The organism is Alistipes muris, assembly GCF_943193205.1.
In the GTDB taxonomy this organism is placed as follows: Bacteria; Bacteroidota; Bacteroidia; order Bacteroidales; family Rikenellaceae; genus Alistipes; species Alistipes muris.
The window spans coordinates 83104-99014 of the sequence record NZ_CALPDD010000009.1 but is presented as its reverse complement, the minus strand read 5'-3'; the positions used below and the strand labels follow the sequence as shown (position 1 = coordinate 99014).

The 15911-nt window shown below is 56.4% G+C and carries 13 protein-coding genes and 1 other RNA gene; 2 read left to right on the top strand and 12 right to left on the bottom strand.

Features of this window, described 5'->3' with window-relative positions:
• Positions 1 to 82: 82 nt before the first annotated feature.
• The 11 genes from NFR47_RS06565 to NFR47_RS06515 form a co-directional block, all read right to left on the bottom strand.
• On the bottom strand, positions 83 to 1264 hold the full coding sequence (locus NFR47_RS06565) for a phosphatase PAP2 family protein (RefSeq protein ID WP_251214773.1): 1182 nt from the start codon (positions 1262 to 1264) through the stop codon (positions 83 to 85).
• A 623-nt stretch (positions 1265 to 1887) separates the two neighbouring features.
• Positions 1888 to 3177 carry a DUF5689 domain-containing protein gene (locus tag NFR47_RS06560; RefSeq protein ID WP_251214772.1) on the bottom strand — a complete coding sequence of 430 codons (1290 nt, stop codon included), beginning with the start codon at positions 3175 to 3177 and terminating at the stop codon, positions 1888 to 1890.
• A gap of 22 nt (positions 3178 to 3199) precedes the next feature.
• Positions 3200 to 6073, bottom strand: coding sequence for a TonB-dependent receptor (locus NFR47_RS06555; protein WP_251214771.1), 2874 nt, complete (start codon positions 6071 to 6073; stop codon positions 3200 to 3202).
• A gap of 4 nt (positions 6074 to 6077) precedes the next feature.
• Entirely contained in the window at positions 6078 to 7124 is a 1047-nt protein-coding gene (locus NFR47_RS06550) for an endonuclease/exonuclease/phosphatase family protein (RefSeq protein WP_251214770.1), read from the bottom strand.
• A gap of 21 nt (positions 7125 to 7145) precedes the next feature.
• Positions 7146 to 8348: a DNA/RNA non-specific endonuclease gene (locus NFR47_RS06545; RefSeq protein WP_251214769.1), complete on the bottom strand. Its 1203-nt coding sequence runs from the start codon at positions 8346 to 8348 to the stop codon at positions 7146 to 7148.
• Positions 8349 to 8450: 102 nt separating this feature from the next.
• Positions 8451 to 10778, bottom strand: a complete 2328-nt coding sequence (locus tag NFR47_RS06540) for a hypothetical protein (RefSeq protein ID WP_251214768.1) — start codon at positions 10776 to 10778, stop codon at positions 8451 to 8453.
• 279 nt (positions 10779 to 11057) lie between these two features.
• Positions 11058 to 11522, bottom strand: a complete 465-nt coding sequence (locus NFR47_RS06535) for a DUF4293 domain-containing protein (RefSeq protein ID WP_251214767.1) — start codon at positions 11520 to 11522, stop codon at positions 11058 to 11060.
• Positions 11523 to 11524: 2 nt separating this feature from the next.
• Positions 11525 to 12481, bottom strand: a complete 957-nt coding sequence (locus NFR47_RS06530; RefSeq protein WP_251214766.1) for a glycosyltransferase family 2 protein — start codon at positions 12479 to 12481, stop codon at positions 11525 to 11527.
• Positions 12474 to 13013, bottom strand: coding sequence for a DUF4199 domain-containing protein (locus tag NFR47_RS06525; RefSeq protein ID WP_251214765.1), 540 nt, complete (start codon positions 13011 to 13013; stop codon positions 12474 to 12476). The genes NFR47_RS06530 and NFR47_RS06525 overlap by 8 nt, the downstream gene beginning before the upstream one ends.
• A 28-nt stretch (positions 13014 to 13041) precedes the next feature.
• Positions 13042 to 13638, bottom strand: a complete 597-nt coding sequence (locus NFR47_RS06520; RefSeq protein WP_251214764.1) for an L-threonylcarbamoyladenylate synthase — start codon at positions 13636 to 13638, stop codon at positions 13042 to 13044.
• A gap of 129 nt (positions 13639 to 13767) precedes the next feature.
• Positions 13768 to 14121, bottom strand: a complete 354-nt coding sequence (locus NFR47_RS06515; RefSeq protein WP_251214763.1) for a winged helix-turn-helix transcriptional regulator — start codon at positions 14119 to 14121, stop codon at positions 13768 to 13770.
• A gap of 158 nt (positions 14122 to 14279) precedes the next feature.
• Here NFR47_RS06515 and NFR47_RS06510 point away from each other — a divergent pair, with 158 nt between their 5' ends.
• The gene (locus tag NFR47_RS06510; RefSeq protein WP_251214762.1) at positions 14280 to 14663 is read left to right on the top strand and encodes a nuclear transport factor 2 family protein; all 384 of its coding nucleotides are present in this window, start codon (positions 14280 to 14282) and stop codon (positions 14661 to 14663) included.
• A 70-nt stretch (positions 14664 to 14733) separates the two neighbouring features.
• Here the strand turns inward: NFR47_RS06510 and mltG are convergent, their stop codons facing one another.
• Positions 14734 to 15744: an endolytic transglycosylase MltG gene (gene mltG, locus NFR47_RS06505; RefSeq protein ID WP_251214761.1), complete on the bottom strand. Its 1011-nt coding sequence runs from the start codon at positions 15742 to 15744 to the stop codon at positions 14734 to 14736.
• Positions 15745 to 15793: 49 nt separating this feature from the next.
• On the opposite strand from mltG, the gene ffs reads away from it, so the two are divergent.
• An RNA gene (gene ffs, locus NFR47_RS06500) (signal recognition particle sRNA small type) lies at positions 15794 to 15891 on the top strand.
• The last annotated feature ends 20 nt before the right edge of the window (positions 15892 to 15911 follow it).

The window sequence follows — 15911 nt, the reverse complement described above, 5'->3', positions numbered from 1 at the left end:
TCCGCCGCTCAATCGAGCGGCGGACGTTTTGCTATGCGAACTACGCACCAATGTTTTGCCGGGCTCAGCAAACAACGACTGCTCAGAAAAGCGTGCAGACCTCCATGCCGACGGTCAGCTTATGCAGCCACTCCTCGGACCCGCGGAGCACGGGCGAAACAAGGTCGTAATCGACCGAAAACCGCACGCCGAAACCTGTCGTGGCAACGCAAGTCACGGAAACCCCGGTTCCTATCGACGCACCGCCGCGGTCGCCCAAATCGCCGAACGAACTGCGCATCCGCTTGAAATACTCGTATCCGCCGGACAAATGCGACCCGACGGCACAACGGGCCGTGAGCGGATAGGAAAAACAAGGCCCGACGGCGACCGACGCCCCATACTGCGACTCGTTCTGCGCCTCCGAGTCGATGGCCAACCGCATGCTGCCGACGGCGAGCCGCCCGCCGACCCCGACGTAAGGCGTCGCGAACCAAGCGCCGCGGACCCCGACCGTAGGGCCGCCTGCGAAACGGACCTCCCTGCCGGACAAGACGGGATAACTTCCCAAAGCGGTAGTAGCCCCGGCGTGCAACGAAAGGAACGACGGCCGCCGGAAACGGTCGAAATCGGGGAAAGAACCGATGTCGGCAATACCCCGCTCCCGGTAAATCAAATCGGCGAAGAGATAACCCAACTCGACGGAGAGGATACCGATGCCTGCGCCGACCATGATGTCGCTCATCCAATGGCGGTTGTTGAGCTGGCGCGTGATGCCGGTAGCGGCGGCGGCAACGTACCCCCCGACGCTGAACCACGGACTGCGATGGCCGAACTCCTTATGGAGAATAGAGGCAGCCATGAAAGCCGTAGCGGCATGCCCCGACGGAAAAGAATTGCGGGTGGAGCCGTCGGGGCGCTCGGCCCGCACGGAATATTTGAGCGAATTGACCATGGCAGCCATCAAAGCGGCGGAAAAGGCGTTGGAGACGATCATCCGCCCCCAAGAACTGCGGCTCCTGACGCCACAAGCCTTCAACCCCCAAGCGAACGCCAAAGGCGCGTACTGGAGATAATCGTCGTAATCGTGGCGGAACCCGACGGCGTAACTATTGCGCAAATCGCGGAAATCGCGGTCGCAGAAAGTCATGGCAGCACCGCCCATGATCAAAGGAACGGCAGCGACGGCCAAACGACCGTGCCCGAGGCTGTCGCGCTGCGCGGCGAAGGAACGGCCGGGCGCCCACAGACACGCGAAGGCCAGCAAACAAACAAGAATCTTCATCGAATTCGGATTAGGTTCATCGTTTCCCGGACAACAAAAAAGCGTGGGACACTTCGCACGATCCACTGATGAGGTCTTGGCGTACCCGGTGTAGAGAACAATACGAATGCCCACGCCGAAAAACGACGCGAGCACCAACCTTGCTACTCCTACACCGTCAAAAACCGCCAAGTTTCATCAGTAAGAAAGTAAAGCCGATGCGCTTTAAGTCCGAATGTCGGCAACCCCGAGAGAAGACTGCCGGAGACAAAGGTAACGATTTTACGGCGAATCCGACAGCGAGAGACGAAAAATATTTACGACGGCGCCCGCACTTTTGCTTCCAGCAATGACAGGGCAGGAAAACAGATTCTTCGCTGCGCTCAGAATGACAAGGAGAGGACGCTCAGAATGACAAAGAGAGGACGCTCAAAATGACAAAGAGGGGAAAGGTACCCAGAATGGCAAGGAGGGGGCATCCGGGATGACGTGGATGAGAATCCGGAATAGCAGAAGAAGGGGCAACAGGACGAGGCGGTCGGGATGGGCGGAAAGATAAGAACACGAAAAAAGAGGTGCCCTTCGGGCACCTCTTGGAGAAAACGGGAACGCGGCGGAAAGACCGCAGTCCCGGGAAAACGGGACTACTCGTCGTACTCGCCGCTGCCGTCCTTGACGGGCGGATTGTAGGAAGCGTCGGGCGTATTGTGGTCGATCCATTCCTGCGAGAGCAACGATTCCTCGGGGAATTCGAGGTCCTCGATGCGGTTGACGGTAATCTGATACTGCGCGTAATCGTTGAGCCGCTGGGAATAGATGCTGTAGATACCCAAAACATTGCCGATGGTACCGTTGCGCGGAACGGGCTGCATGGAGAAGCGGGCATAACCGCTGGTGCGGATGGAGTAAGCACCGGGAGAAGCCGACCCCGTAGCGGCGTCGTTCAAAGTCATGAGGACGGCACCGTAGAGACTGACGTTGTTGCGCGTATAAGCCCAATGATACCAGGCGCTGAAGACGGGCGAACCCGAATCGGTGACGATCCAATTGGGGAACGGGTCGCCGTTGGAACCGAACGCGGGAGCGGTAATGGTAGGGCCCCAGATAATCTTGCCCTCGGCGTCGCGCTTGATATTGCCCTCGGCGTCGCGCTCCTCGTCCTGATAAGTGACGTTGGCATAACGGATTTTCACCCCCTCGAAACGAATCAGACGACCGTAATCGTCCTGCCCCAGTTGGGCATAATTGGAAGCGTTGACGACCTTGATATTGGTAGCATCCAACTGACAAGGACCACCCGCGAGCACGCGGTTGAAAGTGGGATTGTTGAGATTGGCCCACATATCGACGCTCTCGAAATTGGAATTGGCGTAATACTTATCGCGCAGACCCGTATTGAGCGCATTGGAGGGAGCGTCGCCCAGCGAAAGCATCATCCGGTAATTACCGAGGTAGAAATCCTTGAGCTTGACGTAGACCCACGTACTTTCCATGGTCCCGAGGTTGAGCCTGAAAGTAGTGTAGAGCGTACCGCAGAGCTTGAGCTCGATGGCGGCGGTGCCGTCGTCGATGTAGAGCGACTTATAGACATTGCCCTGCGCATCGCTGGAAATGACCTTGCCCTTGATATAACGGCTGGCGATGTCCTCGCGGAAACGGATGTTGGAGAAATCGGCCTCGATGGACGTAGAGGGAGCCCCGAACTTGACGGTTTTGGTATCAGCCCAACTATTGTTGGACCCGGTGTTCTCCAACGAACCGAACTCGTTGATGAAAACGTTCTTCATCTCCTTGATGGAAATGGGTTCGAGCCCGAGCGCGGACATATCCTCGTCGGTCCAGACCTTGGCGGGAGCGGGCGTATCGAAATCGTTGTAACACCCCGCGCACAGGATGCCGAACACCGCGACGAAAAATAACTTATTGATTTTCATAATGCAGAATCGCTAAACGAGGTTAGAAACGGAAATAGACGTTCAGATAATAATTGGTCCCGAGCATGTAGAAATACTTGGAATCGAAGCGGGAGAACTTGACACCCTCCGGAGTGCGCACGCGGCGCAGGCGCATCTGCTCGTAACCGCCGGTGCGGATGTCCTGGTCGTTGAGGATGTTCTTGACCTCGAGGCTGAAACCCAACATGTACTGACGGCGGATGTACCAATTCTTGCCGACGCTGGCGCTGAGCGTGAAGAACCCGCCGAACTTCTCCTGGGCCCGCATCTCCTCGATACCCTTGGCCGCAGCCTTGATTTTGGCGATGTCCATGTCGGGCTTGTTGACCTCGCTGGCGATGATGTTGGAATAATACTGCGTCGCCTGCGAAGTACGGTACAACGGGTTCATCGAGAGGTAGAGGTTGTCGTAGTAATTGAAATTGACCGATGCGAACCAATTGCGCGGGCCGCGGTAATCGAGCCCCACGTTGACGGCCAACTGCGGCGAACTTTCGACGTGCATGCCCTTCCAATTGACGCGGTCACCGCGGGCGACGACCTCGCTGTTGTCGATGGTCTGGATGAAATCGGGATTGGACGTATAGGTGTAATCGCCCCAGCTGACGGCGCCGACGGCGGAAATACCGTTCCAGATAGGCACGGAGACGGCAGCTTCGGCACCGTAATAACGCTTGTCGATACCGCTCATGGCGAAGTTGGTGAACGAACGCTCGACGTCGTCGTAGAACGAAATGACCTTGGTCTGGTCGGTCATGGCGGAGTAATAACCCGAAACCCGCGCCTTGATATAAGGCAGATTGAGGTTATAGGTAAGGTCGGCACCGAAAATCCGCTCGGCGGAAACGCCCGGCGTAGTCGTATTGCGGGTACGGGGCGAGACGAACGAATTGACGAACTTGGGGGCGTTCTGCATGAAAGCGACCCCGGCTTCGAGCGAATGGGCACCGGAGAAACGGTACGACAGATTGAGCTTACCGCTGTAAATGAGGAAATCGAGCGTCTTGGAATCGCCGAACGAATTGTTGGGGAACAGACCCTTGCGCCACAGACCCTCGCGGTGCATGGACGAATAACCGACCTTACCGCCGACGTTCATCGAGAACCCGCCGACAGCGTAGGTATAAAGCGCCCAAGCGCTGGTTTCGAGCAGGTGAGCGCGGTAATTGTAACTGATTTTGTCCCCCACGCGGGCGATGCGGGCGTGACCGGTCTGGTAATAATAATCCAAATCGTTCTGGTAATTGACAGCGCTGTGCGACATGTCGCGCTCGGCGAACTTGTCGATGTCGTACCAATAATCGCCGCCGAGCAGGTCTTTCACCTCGTCGTAATACCAAGTACGGTTGACGCGGAGGTTGGCCCCGGCGACAATCTGCATATTATTGCGAATCTGATGGTTGACGTCGAGCGCGAGGTTATAGTCGAGCTGGTCGGTGTGGCGCTCCTCGAGGATGAGGTTGGAACGGAACTGGGAACCGATGGTATTCTTGAACTGCTCGTCCGTGCTGGACGCGAACTGGTCGGCCAAGGTATTGTCGATGAAACGGTTCTCGCGGAAGAAACGGTCGTATTGCAACATACCGGTGAAATTCTGCGCGAGCTGCTGGGCGCGGAAACGGTACTCGTACTCGGTCTCGGGCGACGTGACGCCGGGAACGATCTGGCTGAGGAGCGACGAAGGCAGATAACGGTAGTAATCGCCGCGGGGGTCGCTGGCGTCCTTCCAAGTAAGAGCGGAATAACCGTTCTTACCGAAACGCAGGGCGGTAGCGGCGTTCAAACGGGTACGCTCGGAAGCATCCCACGTATAATTGAGCATGACGACAGGCTCGTGAGTATTGCGAACGCGGGAATTGCGCAGCTTACCGTCCTGGTAACCGACGTTGGGATTGTAATAGTTGCTGCCGAAGAGCCGGTAAGCCTCGTCGGTCGAAGCCTGCTGCGCGCCGCGCTCCGAAGGCGAAGCGAAAGCGGTGAGGGCCAACCGATGGCTGTCGCGGAAGAGCTTCTCGACGGAGAGGAAATACGAATAGGAATTGTAATACACCCCGTCGACGTAACCATTGCCCCCCTGGCGCGTACCGACGGAAACACCGTAAGACCACCCGTTGTCCAACTGCCCGGAAGCATAGGAGACCATGGCGCGGAAACGATACATCTGATTGCCGTTGGAGACGCTGACGCGCAACCCCTTACGCATCTGGGAAGCACGCGCGTTGACGTTGGTCATACCGGCGATGCCTCCGATACCGAAATCGGACGAAGCGAGCCCGGCGACGGTATTCTGGTTGCGGGTAGCGTCGTTGAGACCGCTCCACAAAGACCAAGGGCCGTAACCGGTCATGGCGTCGTTGAAGCGGATACCGTTGAGGTAGATGTCGGAATACTGCGAATCGTAACCCCGGACGTTGAAACGCATCTCGGAAAAACGATACGAAGCGACGCTGTTGAAGAGGTCCTTGGACGAAGAAAGCGACGACGGCAGGGCCTGCTCGTCGGAAGCCGAAGAATCGCTGTCGAACTCGGCGAAGACCGAATCGTCGAAACCGTCGGAAGTCATCAACGGCGAGACGACGACCGCGGACAAATCGCGCATGTTCTGCCCGACGCGGACGCGCAACTCGAGCTCCTCGAACTCGGGAGCCTCGAACGCGACGCGGTAATCGCCCTGCGGGAGGTTCTCGAAGACGAAATTACCGTTGTTGTCGGTGACGGCGGACAACCCGGTGGATTCGAGCGTGACGCGCACGTTGCCCAACGCCTCGCGGCTGCCGCGCGAAACGACCTTGCCACGGATACCGCCGTCCTGCGCATACGCGCCGGAACAAACGGCCGCAGCGAAGAGAAGGAGAAGTAAAGATTTCAGTTTCATAAGGTTATTGTTTGCACTGTTGTTTGCCGATATAGATGAAGACGGGGAAGTGGTCGCTGAACCCGCCCTGGAAATTGTTGCCGACGAACGTACGCAGGGGATAACCCTTGTACTGACCCTCGCGCTGGAGCATGTAAGGCCGCCGGAAGATGCCGCCGTAGAACTTGGAAGTACCGACGGAAAGCAAACGCAGGGTCCCGGCGGGCGCATCGACGAGGTTGCCGGAGACGATGATGTTGTCGAAGAGGTTCCACGCATCGCGATAAGCCAACGTCCCGTAACCGGCCTTGAGCAAGGCGATATAGGGATTGAACATGTCGCCGGGCTGCAAATCCTTGATTTTGCCCTTGGCACTCAGACCGATGACGATGCTGTCGTCGGTAGCGTCGTCGTTCAGGTCGCCCATGACAACGACCTTGGTAGCGGGATTGGCCTGCTGGACGGAATCGACGATGGCCCGCACCTGACGGGCGGCGGCGAAACGCTTGGGGTCGGAAGCCTCCTTGCCCCCAAGACGCGAGGGCCAATGGCTGACGAGGAAGAAAAAGGGCTCGCCCTCGATGGTTCCCCACATGGTGACGAAGTCGCGCGTACGGAAATTGGGCAACTCGGGCATGCGGAACGGAATGGGCGCGCTGCCCTCCAACTTGAACCTGTCGGGCCGATAATAAAAACCGACGTCGACGCCACGTGCGTCGGGCGAATCGAAGTGGACGATACGATAATTGGCCGGGGCCAACTTGGGCTGCGCGATGACGTCCTCCATGACGTTGCGGTTCTCTATCTCGGAGACGCCGATGACGATGGGGAAATCACGGTCCGCGGCAGCGATGTCGAACAAGACGCGCTCAAGGTTGCCGATTTTCTTGTTGTACTTGGCCGAATTCCAGTTTTTGAGCCCCCCGGGAGTGAACTCCTCGTCGAAGATGTCGGGATCGCGGACCGTATCGAAAAGGTTCTCGAAGTTGTAGAAGACGATTTTGTACGGCTTCTGCGCGATGCCTGCCGCGAACAAGACGACGAACAGACCTGTGAAAAGGATTTTCTTCATGACGGATGATATTGAATAATTTTATAGGCTCCAATCGGAGGGACGGTTCTGCGCCTTGACGGCGTCGGCAGCCCCGGCGGGGATGTTGCGGAAGAACGCGAACCCGGTTTTGCGCTCGATGTCGGCGATGGAAGTGGCGTAACTCCGCAACGACGCGGTATTGGAAGCATCGTTGGCGAACCAGAACCCGATGCCGTAGAGCTCGTCGGCAGAACAATCCCAAACAGCCTTGCCGCCGGAACCGCGCAGCAACACCTTCCAACAATTGGACGGAACGGCCACCGTCTTGCCTGCGCGGTCGGTAATCGTGCGTCCGCTGGCGAAATAAGTTCCTGTTACCACGAAAATCGTATCGGACGGATTGCGCGTCATGTTATCGCGAACCTTATTCTCCAAATCCAACCAAACACCGCCGTTGAAATTGCCGTTCTGAGGCATGATGTTGACCGCATAATAAGTCATGGCGTTAGTTTCCTTGGTGCTGTACCGATCCGCAGACGGGAGCTGGTGGCCGCGCGCATCGCCGGAACCATAACTTTGGAGAATATAGGCTTGCGCCGATTCCGGAATAACAGGCAAATACTTATTCGGATCGTAGGCCCACGGCTCGGGCTTAGGCCGCCCAAGATTAGGCGTCACATAATTGGTTGTCAAGGGATAAGCAACCCAATGGGAAACGCGCTTCTGGGTATCGTAACAAACGGAGTAATTACGGACGTACCCGCCGCGGGTGAGGGTGGTATAATAAGTCTTATATATATAAGTATCGCCCTCGCGGAAGAAAGGCTGCTCGCCCCACTGACGGTCGAAGTCGGCGGTAGGCGAAAAAGCACCCTGCCTTAAAGTGAGATCGGCGCTGAAACCGTTGGCGAACGTTACGCGGATGAGCGCCTCGCGGACCTGGTCGGTCTCGTTGCGGAGGAGGTAGAGGTTCATCGGGGTACCGACATGACCCGATTTGGAGAACTGGGGTTCGATCAATGTATCGAACGAAGAAAACGAACACCAAGCATCGCCGACGTCCTGCGAGAGGATGGTGGCGACGAACGTCATGGCGTCGCCGACGGCGATGATTCTGTTCGATGTAGTGTTGCAATTCACGGTCTCTGCGTCGAGCCGCACGACGATAAGAGAATCGTCATCGCTCCCGCCGCATCCCGCGAAAAGGAGAAGAACACCCGCAAACAACCACGCGGGCAAATGGAAATTCTTGAAAAGAGACATTCCGGGAAATTACGAAAGAGAAAAAAGAGTTTCAAAGAAACCAAACTCTTGACGGAGACAATGCCCCGCCAAGAGTTGGGTTTAGGAAAGGTAGAAAACGAATTAGTAAATCTGGATACCAGCGATAAGCGCACGACCCGTATTCTTATCCTCTTTTCCGCCCTCAAATGTGGCATTTGTCGAGAAAGTAATCGTCGACTCTGCCGTAAGATCGGTCAATTCGACAGTAAAGTATTCAGTAGCATCGTTGAAAGTAATGGTATAAGGCGAAGAACCGGATACACCGCTATTGGACGCCAATGCCACCGATCCGGGTGCAACAGAACCGCCATTATTAACCCGAACATACAACGTAGCCGTTTTTCCACTCCATGCAGCTGCGTAGAACGAGAGTTTTTTACTACCCGTAATTCCCAAAGCTGCAGTTGTAAATGCGCCGTTTTTAGACCCCGTACCGAGTTTCAAAACACTGACAGCCTCTTCGCTATCGTTAATTTTAGCGTTATCCGCATAATAACCAGCTGTCGTATTATTTGCAGTCGGAAGCGTACCGGATATCGAAGTAAAAATACCCTTCGTATTGGTAGTATTAGTCTGTTTTACCGCAACGTGTGCCAACGTTGTACCATTATAAGAAGCAGTGAGCGTAGCGGTATAAACCTCATCAGAATCGTTGTTACCGACAGCCTTGATCGTAACAGAAGTAGCATCTTGGCTTTCTACGTTGAATTTGTCGGCATTGTCTCCAGTGAATTCAAAAGTAACAAGCTGATCGGCAGGAATGTTCGTTGCCTCGAACTCAATCTTTTGTATCTGAGGATCATTACCGGCAAAAGGCTTAGGTTGGGTAGTGAAAGCAAGCACCGGAACGCTAGCGTTCTTCTCAATGTTCGTCATGAGAACCGAAAGGTAAGTTGTACCTGCGGCATTATTGAGGAACCATCCGGTAATATCGACCAACTGACCATCGAAAGGAGCCAAGTCGTGCGGGAAATCGGCAGCCGGAGCCTGAATAGACCCTTTATAAGAGGTCTCGAAAGGAAAAATCAGATTGCGATAGCTGCCGTCGATAACAAAAGTTCCCGTCAGCTTAACATACGTAACCTTGGGAGAAGTCATGAATTCTGCGATGTTGTCCGCCGTGATTTCGGTAACTGCGGGAACAGGCGGAACCGTACCTTGACCGGTTTCCGTCACCGTAGAATCATCGCTGAACTGGAACACGCCGCCATAAGCAGCCGCAGTACCCTTAACGGTTACAATCTTGCCGACAGCCGGAGGGGTAACACCATTACCCGAATAAACCAGCATCATACCCGTAGCATCCTGCATGAGGAACCCAGTAGCATAATTGGCGATAACCGTAGCATCCTTGACCTCGTAGGTGCCGGGAGCGGTAATCTCGGAAATAGTCACGGTCGGAATGGGATCACCGGCTGCCAAATCAACTACCTGGCCCCCCAGACCCGTCTCCAAGGTAATATCGTCAATACGCAGGTTCGATGAGAGCACAGGCGACAAGAAACGAATAAAGAGTTTGGTCGTCGGAGCCTTGAGTGTGAAATTGGCGGTAGCCAACACCCAGTTATTCCCATCGCGGTTCTGATCACCATCGTTGGTCGTATACTGAATAGTAGACCAAGTCGTACCGTCAGCGCTGAGCGCAACAAGCAAGTTCGCGTTCGACCACGTATAGTCTTTTGCGCTATAATTAATGGTCTGCTGACCGCCGAACGTCAACTGGAGATTAGTCTGTTCAGGCGTCAACGTAATGTTCTGCACAATGAACGTAGCAGGAGAGGCACCGAAAAAGAGGATCGGAGCACCCGAAGCACCTTCGTAACTATCCGAATTGTTGGGGTTTGAATCACGAACGGAAGTTTTTGAACCGGTGTAGGTGACATCTGCGGCACCTTCGCCCGTCTTGTTCCATTTCGTATACTTATCGACATCGGTATTGGACCCGACTTTATCCGTACCAAATGTCTCCTTGTAAATCAGAACAGGCGCCTGACCACTCGGTGACTGCTGGATGATGATTGTTGCCTTAACCGTATAAGGCACGCCGAGAATCTCGCCGTTAGACGAAAGGATAGCCGTAGCGGAACGCTCCTCGACGCCCTCGGGCAAAGCGGTGACCGTGAACTTGAGCGACGAAGTACCGCCCTTGGCAGCCGTAACGCTGGGCACGCACCAATCCTGCTCGGTCTCGAAAGCGAGGGTCCACGGATTGGACGAAACGACCTCGACAGCCTCGGTATCGCCGGCGGCAGCCTTTACGCCGATAGTCGTGGACTGCTTGCCGTTGACCGTAAGCGAAGCTTCGCCATTGCTGTTTCCGCCGTTGTCATCGTCGTCCGAACAGGCGGCGAACCCGACAACTGCCAACGCTGCGAAAAACAGCGAACGCCAGAAATTAAAATTTTTCATAAACACGCAATTTTTAATAAAACAATTTGAGGATTCCGTTCACACGACCAATACCATTACATAATAACAATATTGTTCACATTCATATAGGTTTTCCGGCCCTGGCAAAGCACCCGAAAACGGAGCTCGGCACCCGGCCTGAGAAAACTACCCCAAAGATAATTTTTTTTTATTTAGGAACAAAGTTCCTGCCACCTTTTTTATATCGGAAAAGGACCGGACGGGCAAAAAAACACCGGTTCGCGGAAACGAACCGGTGCGAAACGGAGAAAACACCCCTCAACGGATGCGGTCGGCAGCGCGGACGAGCAACTCGTCGTGCAAAATGGCACGGGCGGCGAGCCACACGAAAACAAGGCAGACGACGGGCAATGCGATGGAGACATAGACACCCTGCAAATGGAATGTCAGCCCGGAGAAGACCCGCCAGCTGAGGAAATAGTAGACCCCCTCCATGACGGCGGCCCCGACCAGCAGGACGGCCTCGGCGACGCACAGCCGGAACTGAAGCAACCGCCGCCGGAACAAAAAGAGAGTGACCAAAGGCAAGGCACACGCAACGGCGAGGAGCACTCCCATGTAGAGGGTCGGCTGAACGGCCTGGCCGCCGACCTCGCGGAGCGCAAAGGCGCAGAGCCGGAACTCCCCGGCATCGCCTGCGAACCAAGCCAACGGCACGAAGAGCGTGACGGCCATGAGCGCCGAGACGATGAACAGATAAAGGGTCTGAATACGCTGTATCATAACTACATATTTTTATCGATCAGATACTTGTTGCGGTCGGAAGAACCGCGGTTGATGAGCTCGCCCAGAAACCCGGCCAAAAAGAGCTGGACACCGAGGACTACCGCCAACATGGCGAGGTAGAACAGCGGCTGGTCGGCGACGGGCCGGAGCGGCAGACCATGGGCCTGCTTCCACAGCTTGGCGGCGATGACCCACACGGTAGTGCCGCCGCCGAAAAGGAACATGAGGGTGCCGAGCCCGCCGAAGAAATACATGGGCGACCGCCCGAAATGGGACATGAACAAGACGGTGATGAGGTCGAGGTAACCCTTGAGCATGCGTTCGAGCCCGAACTTGGACTGCCCGTACTTGCGGGGACGGTGCTCGACGACCTTCTCGCCGATGCGGCGGAACCCGGCCTTGCGGGCGAGGATGGGGATGAAACGGTGCATCTCACCGTAGACCTCGATGGACTTGACGACCTTGCGGCGGTAAGCCTTGAGACCGCAATTGAAATCGTGGAGCCGGATACCCGACGCAACGCGCGCGGTCCAATTGAAGAACTTGCTGGGCCACCGCTTGCCGATGGGGTCGAAACGCTTCTTTTTCCACCCGGAGACAAGGTCGTAGCCCTCGTCGAGAATCATGCGCCGCATGGCGGGAATCTCGTCGGGCGAATCCTGCAAATCGGCGTCCATGGTGAAGACGACCTCGCCCTGCGCGGCCTCGAACCCGCAAAAGAGCGCGGCCGACTTGCCGTAATTGCGGGCGAAACCGATGGCCCGGACGGCGGGAAACTGCTGCCGGAGCTGTCCGATGACGTCCCACGAACCGTCGGACGAACCGTCGTCGACGAAGATAATTTCGTAGGAAAGGCCGTGGTCGCGGGCCACGCGGTCGATCCACGCGGCGAGCTCGGGCAGCGACTGCTCCTCGTTGTAGAGAGGAACGACGACCGAAATATCGGGATTACTCATGGCCGGAAGTGTGCTCGGGACCGAACATGGAGGGATTGCGCTTGGTGAAAGCCGCGACGAACAACCCGAAGAAAGTACCCTTCAAAGCATAGCCGAAAACATTGGAAAAGAGCACCCAAAGCGGCGAGAAAATCATCCGCCGCATCATGGACTGCATGTGCCGGAGCATGTCGGTGCTATAAACCCCGGTCTGCGAGAGCACGGAAAGCGACTGGTCGACCAAAGCCTGGTACTTTTCGGGGAAGAAGAAATTGGCGGCGAGAGCCGTATAAGCCCCTACGAGCACCCCGGCGAAAAGCGACATGCACAAAATATACAACAGGCACTCGCCGTAGCTGTAACCCAGCTCCTCCGAAGCGTAAAGCCGGACCCGACGCCGGGTGAAGACCACCAACAAAGCGACGAAGACGACGAAATGCAACAGACCGAGCCCCTTGAAAGGGCAAACAAGGTTCAACGTAACGAACCCGATTTCGGCCAAACCGAGAAAAGCACCGTAAAGGGCGGCATCGCCCCAAAAAGAATTTTTCATGTCGAATATCTGAATTTACATAAATGCACTACTGCAACTCGCCCTTGCCCTCGCGCAGGATTTCGGGCTCGCCGTCCGAGAGGTCGACGACCGTAGTCGGGACGAGGTCCCCCACCCCGCCGTCGACGACCAACGAAACCTCGCGGCCGTAACGCTCGTGGAGCAACTCGGGGTCGGTCATGTATTCCGTGACATCGTCGTCCACGCGGACCGAAGCCGTGACCAACGGGCACCCCAACGCCCCGACGACCGCCCGGGCCACGGGATGGGCGGGAATCCGCACGCCGATGGTCTTGCGCCTGCCGAGCGTCTTGTCGGGCACGCGCGACGAAGCGGGCAAGACGAAAGTAAAGGGACCGGGCAGATTGCGCCGCAAAATCCGGAACGCGGCGTTGTCGACGCGGCAGAACTCGGCGACCTGCGCGAGGTCGGCGAAGACGAGGGCGAACTCGTTCTTCCCCTTCAGCCGCCGCAGCCGCTCGATGGCCTTGACCGAACGCAACGAACAGCCGAAAGCGTAGACGCTGTCGGTGGGATAGATGACGATGCCGTCGCTGCCGAGCGCACCGACGACCCGCTGCAATTCCCGCTCCGAAGGATTCTGTCCGTAGATTTTACAAAGCATCGCCGACAAATATAGGTAAAAAACGGCGAAAAACGGGCAACTATCGGTAAATAAAACGCTTTGCAGCAACGTCCGCCCGCCTGCCGAACACGACAATGCCCCGCCGGTGCAAACATGACAACCTATCGGTCAGTCGGTTTTCCCGAATTTCCGTTTGAACAGCAGCCGATTCTCCGCACCCCAGGCAATCATGGCATCTATGATCGGCAGCAGCGACCGCCCCAGCCCGGTGATGGCATATTCCGAACGCGGCGGAAGTTCCGCGAAGATGGTTTTCGTGACCAAACCGTCTTCCGCCAGTTCTTTGAGTTGGAGATCCAACACGCGGGGCGCCGCTTCCGGCAGCGCTTTATGCAGTTCGCTGGGGCGCATCGGTCCGTGCCGCAGTTCATCGAGGATGCACGACTTCCATTTTGAATTGATCAGACTCATGGTCAGCCGCAGAGGACAACTCAGGTCGACGGGTATTTTTCTTTCGTACATAGCCGTTCAATCGGGTTACGACACAAAAATAATGATATTCCTCCATACGGGAAGTATACCGATAATTTTTTCAGTATCCGAATCATTTTTCGGTACTTGCACCGGTCGGCGGCACCCGTTAACTTTGCAGCCGTAAAACTCCAAAAAACACAATCTCCATGCGCAATCCGATCCAGGAATACGAGGCTGTCGAGGCAGCCGCCATGAAATTTGTCAGAAGCGTGGCCGAGGGCGACAGCAGCCATGCACGCGAACTCTTCACCGACGATGCCGTGCTGTTCGGCTTTCTCGACGGAGCGTTGGAACGCGGCTCCATCGAACAATTCTACCGCAACGTCGACAGCGTCAGCGGCGGCGAAGGGTTCAAGGCCCGCATCGACGTTGTGGCCGTCGAGGAGACGCTCGCCGTCGTCCGCGTGCTCGAAGAGGGCTGGGGAGGCCGCATCGACTTCACCGACTATCTCCTGCTGCTGAAAATTGACGGCGAATGGAAGTGTGTGGCGAAAGCCTACAACCAAAATTCCGACACCGTCCGGAAATAGAAGCCCGCCCGCGGCCGAACCGAAAAGCCCGCCTTTCCAGGAGGGCTTTTTCAGTCGACCGAACCGCCGGTCACCTGATATTGCGCCGGTTGAGCTCGGCGCTGTAAGCACGGGCGTTCCTCATGTGCTCGTCGAACGTGCGGGCGAAATTGTGGTAACCGTCGAACTCGGGCCGGGCGCAGAAGAAGATGAAATCGTGCTTCTCGAAATTGAGCACGGCGTCGATGGCGTTCTTGCCGGGCATGCAGATGGGCGACGGCGGGAGACCCCTATTAATATAGGTATTGTAAGGCGAGGGGAATCGGAGGTGCTTGTAGAGGATACGCCGGAGAGTGAAATCCTGCATGGCGTACTTGACGGTAGGATCGGCCTGAAGCGGAATCCCGCAGTTGAGCCGGTTGACGTAGACCCCGGCGACGCGGGGCATTTCGTCGGACTGCCGGGTCTCCTCGTAGACGATGGAAGCCAAGGTCAAGACCTCCAGCCTGCTCAGCCCGCTGCGCCTGCGCAGCGAATCGCGCCGGGGTGTCCAAAAGCGCTCGTACTCCCGCTTCATACCGCGCACGAACTCTTCGGGCGAGACGGTCCAATAGAACTCGTAGGAATCGGGAATGAACATCGAAAAGAACGTGACGCTGTCGAAACCGACCTTGGCGGCCTGCTCGGGAGAAGTGAAAACCTGCATCAAGGCGGCGGAATCGGCGTCGAGCTGACGGGAGAGCTTCTGAGCCAGCTGGGCGGGAGTGCGCACGTTGTTGATGGTGACCCGGACGGGAGTTTCCAACCCGAGCTTGAGCATGCGGGCTATACGGATGACGTTCATACCGCGGCTGAGGACGTAATGACCCGGCTTGAAGCTGTCGGCCAAACCGATTCGGCGGGCGTAGAACCTGAACGCGGCGCGGTGCCTGATACGGGGCATCAGCGAATCGGCAAGCTGCCCGTAATCGGCCTGCGCACTGACGAAGAACTCGCTTTCGGCGCGCACGGCATTGCCCTTGAACTGGAAGAAGACGACCGCCCCGGCGAGCAGAACCGCCGCGCCGCAAGCCGCCAGGATGAAAAAGATTTTTTTACGCATTGTCCGCGGATTTTTTGCAAAGATATAAAATTTTCCTACTTTTGCGGTCGGGTGAGTCTTATACGACCAGCTCCTGCAGAATCCCCCAGGCGAGGAATCGAGCAAGGGTATGCGGTCGCAGCGGTGCGATATAAGTAGCTCACCCTTTTTTCATGCCCATACGCAAA

Coding starts and splice junctions, on each gene's coding strand:
- NFR47_RS06530 (WP_251214766.1), bottom strand. CDS start 12,481: ATGAGTAATCCCGATATTTCGGTCGTCGTTCCTCTCTACAACGAGGAG.
- NFR47_RS06560 (WP_251214772.1), bottom strand. CDS start 3,177: ATGAAAATCAATAAGTTATTTTTCGTCGCGGTGTTCGGCATCCTGTGC.
- NFR47_RS06510 (WP_251214762.1), top strand. CDS start 14,280: ATGCGCAATCCGATCCAGGAATACGAGGCTGTCGAGGCAGCCGCCATG.
- NFR47_RS06565 (WP_251214773.1), bottom strand. CDS start 1,264: ATGAAGATTCTTGTTTGTTTGCTGGCCTTCGCGTGTCTGTGGGCGCCC.
- NFR47_RS06525 (WP_251214765.1), bottom strand. CDS start 13,013: ATGAAAAATTCTTTTTGGGGCGATGCCGCCCTTTACGGTGCTTTTCTC.
- NFR47_RS06540 (WP_251214768.1), bottom strand. CDS start 10,778: ATGAAAAATTTTAATTTCTGGCGTTCGCTGTTTTTCGCAGCGTTGGCA.
- NFR47_RS06520 (WP_251214764.1), bottom strand. CDS start 13,638: ATGCTTTGTAAAATCTACGGACAGAATCCTTCGGAGCGGGAATTGCAG.
- NFR47_RS06515 (WP_251214763.1), bottom strand. CDS start 14,121: ATGTACGAAAGAAAAATACCCGTCGACCTGAGTTGTCCTCTGCGGCTG.
- NFR47_RS06555 (WP_251214771.1), bottom strand. CDS start 6,073: ATGAAACTGAAATCTTTACTTCTCCTTCTCTTCGCTGCGGCCGTTTGT.
- NFR47_RS06550 (WP_251214770.1), bottom strand. CDS start 7,124: ATGAAGAAAATCCTTTTCACAGGTCTGTTCGTCGTCTTGTTCGCGGCA.
- NFR47_RS06535 (WP_251214767.1), bottom strand. CDS start 11,522: ATGATACAGCGTATTCAGACCCTTTATCTGTTCATCGTCTCGGCGCTC.
- mltG (WP_251214761.1), bottom strand. CDS start 15,744: ATGCGTAAAAAAATCTTTTTCATCCTGGCGGCTTGCGGCGCGGCGGTT.
- NFR47_RS06545 (WP_251214769.1), bottom strand. CDS start 8,348: ATGTCTCTTTTCAAGAATTTCCATTTGCCCGCGTGGTTGTTTGCGGGT.